This window comes from Streptomyces sp. NPDC057654 (assembly GCF_042800135.1).
GTDB lineage: Bacteria > Actinomycetota > Actinomycetes > Streptomycetales > Streptomycetaceae > Streptomyces.
The window spans coordinates 1-4,877 of record NZ_JBHVHQ010000662.1 but is presented as its reverse complement, the minus strand read 5'-3'; the positions used below and the strand labels follow the sequence as shown (position 1 = coordinate 4,877).

At 73.0% G+C, this 4,877-nt stretch carries 5 protein-coding genes; all 5 read right to left on the bottom strand.

Annotation, left to right across the window (positions count from 1 at the left end; genetic code table 11):
• Window positions 1-125: 125 nt before the first annotated feature.
• Entirely contained in the window at window positions 126-2,099 is a 1,974-nt protein-coding gene (locus tag ACFU99_RS33135; protein WP_384399095.1) for a copper resistance CopC/CopD family protein, read from the bottom strand.
• A 6-nt stretch (window positions 2,100-2,105) separates the two neighbouring features.
• Window positions 2,106-2,582 (bottom strand): copper chaperone PCu(A)C, encoded by a 477-nt coding sequence (locus ACFU99_RS33130; protein ID WP_384399093.1) that lies wholly within the window; start codon window positions 2,580-2,582, stop codon window positions 2,106-2,108.
• Entirely contained in the window at window positions 2,582-3,247 is a 666-nt protein-coding gene (locus ACFU99_RS33125) for an SCO family protein (RefSeq protein WP_384399091.1), read from the bottom strand. Before ACFU99_RS33125 ends, ACFU99_RS33130 begins: the two co-directional genes overlap by 1 nt.
• A gap of 191 nt (window positions 3,248-3,438) precedes the next feature.
• A complete protein-coding gene (locus tag ACFU99_RS33120; protein ID WP_384399089.1) occupies window positions 3,439-4,173 on the bottom strand; it encodes a YcnI family protein in 735 nt (244 codons plus the stop codon).
• Between the two features lie 100 nt (window positions 4,174-4,273).
• Window positions 4,274-4,877: hypothetical protein (locus tag ACFU99_RS33115; RefSeq protein WP_384399088.1), on the bottom strand; the 604-nt coding region annotated here is incomplete at its 5' end.

The window sequence follows — 4,877 nt, the reverse complement described above, 5'->3', positions numbered from 1 at the left end:
CGGCGCGGACCGTACGGCCTGTGCGGTGAACGCGCCGCTCGCGCCGCCCGCGACGAGGCCCGCCGCTCCTGCCGCGCCGGCGGTGCCGAGCAGCCGCCGCCTGCTGATGGGGTGTTCGTTCGTCATCAGTTGATCTTCACGTTCTTGATCTCCGTGACCTGGTCGATGTCGGAGGTCCGTACGGTCAGGGTGAGCTGCCAGGAGCCGGCCATCGGCAGCTGGAAGCCGGTGGCCTTCCAGTGCCCGGCGGACTGGCGTTTGAGCGCGGTGTGCAGCGGGCCGATCTTCTTCTCCTTCTCGGTGAGGGAGATGTCCAGTTCCGGTACGTCCACGGGGCGTCCGGAGGGGCCGGTGGTGTGGGCCTCGACGGTGTTGTCGCCGGAGCGGGCGGGGTCGATGGTGATACGGGCGGTGCCGCGGCCGTCGGTGCCGCCGGTGTCGTAGGGGATCTTGACGTCCACGGGCCCGGCGGAGGCGGCCCCGGACGAGGAACTCCCGGCGGCGGCCTGCTTCTGCTCGGTCTCGGCGCGGCCCGGCTGGGTGCCGGAGAGCACGGTGGTGACGGCGAGCAGGACGACGGCGACGCCGGTCTCGGCGAGTACGGAACGGCGCAGTCCGGTGCGGTTCTCGTCGGCGTCGCGGCGGCGCTGCCCGGCGGCCCGGTCCATCGCGGCGCGCTGCCGGGCGAGTTGGGCGGTGCGCTCGTCGGAGCTCCCGCCGCCGACGGCCACCTTCGCCTTCTCCGCGGAGCGGGCTCTCTCCGCGGCTTTGGCGGCCTTGACGGCCTTGACAGCCTTCGCCTTCTTGCCGCCGGTATCCGTACGGTCCGCGAGCCGGTTGGTCCAGCGCCGGGAGAAGTAGGCCAGGCCCACCACGACGGCGACGAGGCCGACCTTGATGAGCAGCCACCGGCCGTACGCGGTGCCGGTGAGCGCGCCCCACGTGCCGACCTGCCGCCACGCCTGGTACGTGCCGGTGGCGACCAGGACGCAGACGGACGCGAAGGCGAGCCGGGAGAAGCGCTGGACGGCCGCGCGCCGGATGGGCGTGTCGGAGCGGAGGGTGACCAGGAGGGCGACGAGCCCGCCGAGCCAGACGCCGACGGCGAGCAGATGGAGGATGTCGACGGGCATCGCGATGTACGGCTGGATGCCGACGGAGGCGTGTTCGGCGAGCGACCAGGTGGCGGCGAGCCCGGTGGCGACGACGGCCCCGCCGATGGCGAGCCCGTAGCCGAGACCGCGCCGGCCGGCCCCGGCGTCCCCCTTGCGCTCCTTCTCCCGCTTCTCCCGCGAAGCCGCGGCCGCGTCCCCCGGCGCGTACGAGCCGAAGAGCACGGCGAGGAACACGGCGGCGGCGCTGAGCAGCAGCAGCCTGGACAGCAGCGCCGCGCCGGGCTTGGTGGAGAGCACCCCGCCGAGCAGCGAGAAGTCCAGTACGGAGCCGAGCCCCTTGGTGTTCGTATAGGCCCCGCGGAGCAGCAGCAGCGCGGTCGTCGAGGCGAACAGGGTGACCCAGCCGCCGACCGCGATCTTCTGCACGGGCCGCGAGGAGCGGCTGACGCCCGCGAAGACGCAGCCCCCGACGAGGAGGACGAACCCGGCATACGCGGCGTACCGGCCGATGCCGTAGAGGGCGTTCACAGTCGGGTCGACGTCGGCGGCCGGGGCTTTGACGGTGGTCTTGGACGGGGCGCCGATGGAGAACGTGAAGGCCCCGCCCACCGGGTGGCTGTCCGCGGAGACCGCCTGCCAGGCGACGGTGTACGTGCCGTCGGCGAGCCCGCCGCGCAGGGCGACGGTCGCGGTGTCGGACGCGCCGTCCGCGTGGGCGGCTCTGCCCTCCTCGACGCGCTTGCCCTGCGGGTCGAGGACCCGCAGGGAGTCGGCGCTGAGCAGCACCCCTTCGGAGAAGGTGAGCTTGACCCGCTGGGGCGCGGTCTTGACGACCGATCCGTCGGCGGGGTCGGTGGCCGTCAGCGCGGCGTGCGCGGCGGCCGGCGTCGCGCCGAAGGACAGCGTGCCCAGCAGCGCGCACAGCAGCGCGACGAGGAGGGCCCCGGATATCGGCAGCGGCCGTCGGGCGGTGGGTGGGGTCATCGCGCGTCAGTCCTTGGGGCGGTACGTCGGGGATTCGACCGGGACCTTGACTGTGACGGGCTTGGAGTCGGCGAAGTGCAGCGTGAACGCGATCTTCTCGCCGACCTTGGGCAGATGGCCGAGCTTGCCGAGCATCAGGTGGTTGCCGCCGCGGGACAGGGTGAGCTCGCCGCCCGCCGGGACGTCCAGCGACTTGGCCTCCTTCATCTGCGAGCCCTCGGTGACGTGCATGGTGACGTCGGGGGAGAGGGCGCTGCTGACGGAGGTGAGCCGGTCGGCCTTGCCGCCGTCGTTCTTGACGGTGAAGTACGCGGCGGCCATGTCGGCCATCGCGGGCCTGGGCATGTAGCTGCCGCTGACGGACAGTTCGGCGCGGTCCGGCTTCGAGCCCCCCGAGCCCGAGTCGCACCCGGCCACGGCGACGAGGCCGGCCGCGACGACCAGCGGGAGGCCGGCGGCGGTGGCGGCGGTGGCCTTGCGCATCAGGGGTTCTCCCCCTTGACGATCTTCGGGAGCTCGCGGGTGTAGTCCGCGGCGGTGCTCTTGGCCGTGTAGATCCAGTGCGCCTTGTCGTCCTTGGGGGAGTAGGCGACGACCTCGGCGCCGTGGCTGACGGTGATGGAGCCGTCCTTCTGCTTCTTCGGCTTCTCGACGAAGATGCCCAGCGGTTTGGCGGCGGCCTGGATGGTGGCGAAGTCGCTGGTGAGGCCGAGGACCTTCTGGCCGCCCTGGGCGTCGAGCCATTCGCGCATCCGCTTGGGGGTGTCGCGGGCGGGGTCGGTGGTCACGAAGACCATCTGGAGCTTGTCCTGCTCGGCCTTGGGGAGCTTCTTCGCGGCGGCGGCCATGTCGGCGACGATCGTGGAGCAGACGTCGGGGCAGTAGGTGTAGCCGAAGTAGAGCAGGACGGGGCGGCCCTTGGTCTCCTTGACCAGGTCGTACTTCTTGTCGTCCGTGTCGGTCACGACCAGGTCGGGCTTGGCCTTGACGGTGTCCAGGGTGATCGCACCGGTGCTCTTGTCGGCCCCGGAGACGGACATCGCGGGCTTGTCGCCCTTCGAGCCGCCGGAGTCGGAGTCGGAGCCGCAGGCGGCGAGGGAGAGAGCGGCGGTGACGGCGAGCGCCGCGCCCAGGATCTTGGTGCGCATGGAGTTCTTCTCCGTAAGCGTGAAGGTGTACGGGATGGGGTGGCGGGGCGGCGGGATCGGTTCCGCCGCCCCGTTCGGACCGTATGCCGCAGGCCCGGCGCGGGCGGTCAGCGGGCGCCCGCGTGCCGCAGGCGTACGGTCCGGGGGCCTGCCCCGACGGTCAGGCGTACGTTCCGGGGCCGGCCCCGCGGTCAGGTGCGGGAGCGGCGGCGGCCGGTGAGCACGGCGAAGGCGACGCCGGCCACGCCGACGACGATGCCGACGATGCCGAGCACGCGGGCGGTGGTGTCGGAGCCGCCGTCGCCGGAGGAAGCCTTCGAGCCCGCCGCCTCGGACTGGCCGGTCTTGGCGTCGCCGCTGCTCTTGTCGGCGGCGGGCGCGGTGAGCTTGAGGACCGGCGCGGGGTGGTCGGGCTCCTCGCCGCCGGGGGTGCTGGCGTCGATCCAGCGCACGACGTCGTTGTCCGAGTAGGTCTGGAGCGCCTTGAAGACGACCTGATCGGCGTCCTTGGGCAGCGGGCCCATGGAGACGGGGAACTGCTGGAAGCTGCCCGGCTCGATCTTCCCGCCGGACCAAGTGATCTTGGTGACGGCCTCGTTGACCATGCCGTCGGCCGTCTTGATCGGCTTGTCGAGCTTGGTCTTGTCCACCTTGACGTCCCAGCCGGGCACGGGCTGCGTGGAGACCGACGGCAGGGGGTGCTTGGGGTCGAGGGTGACCTCCAGCTTGACGGTCGAGGCGTTGTCCTTCTCGTTGGGGACCTTGAAGGCGACGGTGGTGTAGCCGCCCTTCTCGGCGGTCCCCGGCTGCACGCTGACGTGCGCGAAGGCGGGCCCCGCGAGAAGAAGCACGGTGCCGCCGGCGAGGGCGGAGACGAGTGGGAGACGGCGGAGCGCGGTACTGCGAGCGGCGCGCGTGGCGTTCATGACGGTGAACCCTCCACAGGGGGACGACAGGGGGCGGGGTGCGCGTACGGCGGCCGCGCGAGCGCCCACCCGGCCGGTCGCCGGGAATGCGTCGCGTCTCTCAGGCCGCCAGTGCGCAGTGCGGCGGCCCCCGCCGGACCACACTGTGGGTGAGGGCGAGTTCGCGCGGAGCGGCTTCGTCGTTCTCGTACGAGCGGCGGGCGGGCCTGCGTACGGTGGCCGCGGCCGCCTCCTCGCCCGCCCCGGCGCGCAGGGCGGACCGTACGCGGCGCAGTGCGGCGCGCAGGGCCAGGACCAGCGCGGTGTCCGCGACCAGGTGTGCGGCCTGCGCGGAGAGCCGGACCGCCCGCCACAGCGCGGCCTCGCCGCGGCGCAGCAGCCAGCCCGCCGCGAGCCCGGCGAGGAGGTGGCCGAGCACCATGGGGAGGGTGGGCAGCAGGCTCTGGAGCAGGGCGAGATGCGACAGCCCGGCGCCGTCCGCCGACACACCCGGCATGCCGGACATCCCGGTCATGGAGTGGACCGTGGACGGGCTGATTCCGGAGTCCTCCACCAGGCGCCGCGCCTCGGCGGCGGTCAGCCGGCCGGGGTGATTGCAGATCAGCCGCGCGGCGAACGCGATCAGCCGGCCCTCCGAGCCGTCGGACGCCGGGGTCGGCGCGGCCATCGCCAGTGCGCCCTGCCCGAGCCCGAAGAGGGCGTGC

Coding starts and splice junctions, on each gene's coding strand:
- ACFU99_RS33130 (WP_384399093.1), bottom strand. CDS start 2,582: ATGCGCAAGGCCACCGCCGCCACCGCCGCCGGCCTCCCGCTGGTCGTC.
- ACFU99_RS33120 (WP_384399089.1), bottom strand. CDS start 4,173: ATGAACGCCACGCGCGCCGCTCGCAGTACCGCGCTCCGCCGTCTCCCA.
- ACFU99_RS33135 (WP_384399095.1), bottom strand. CDS start 2,099: ATGACCCCACCCACCGCCCGACGGCCGCTGCCGATATCCGGGGCCCTC.
- ACFU99_RS33125 (WP_384399091.1), bottom strand. CDS start 3,247: ATGCGCACCAAGATCCTGGGCGCGGCGCTCGCCGTCACCGCCGCTCTC.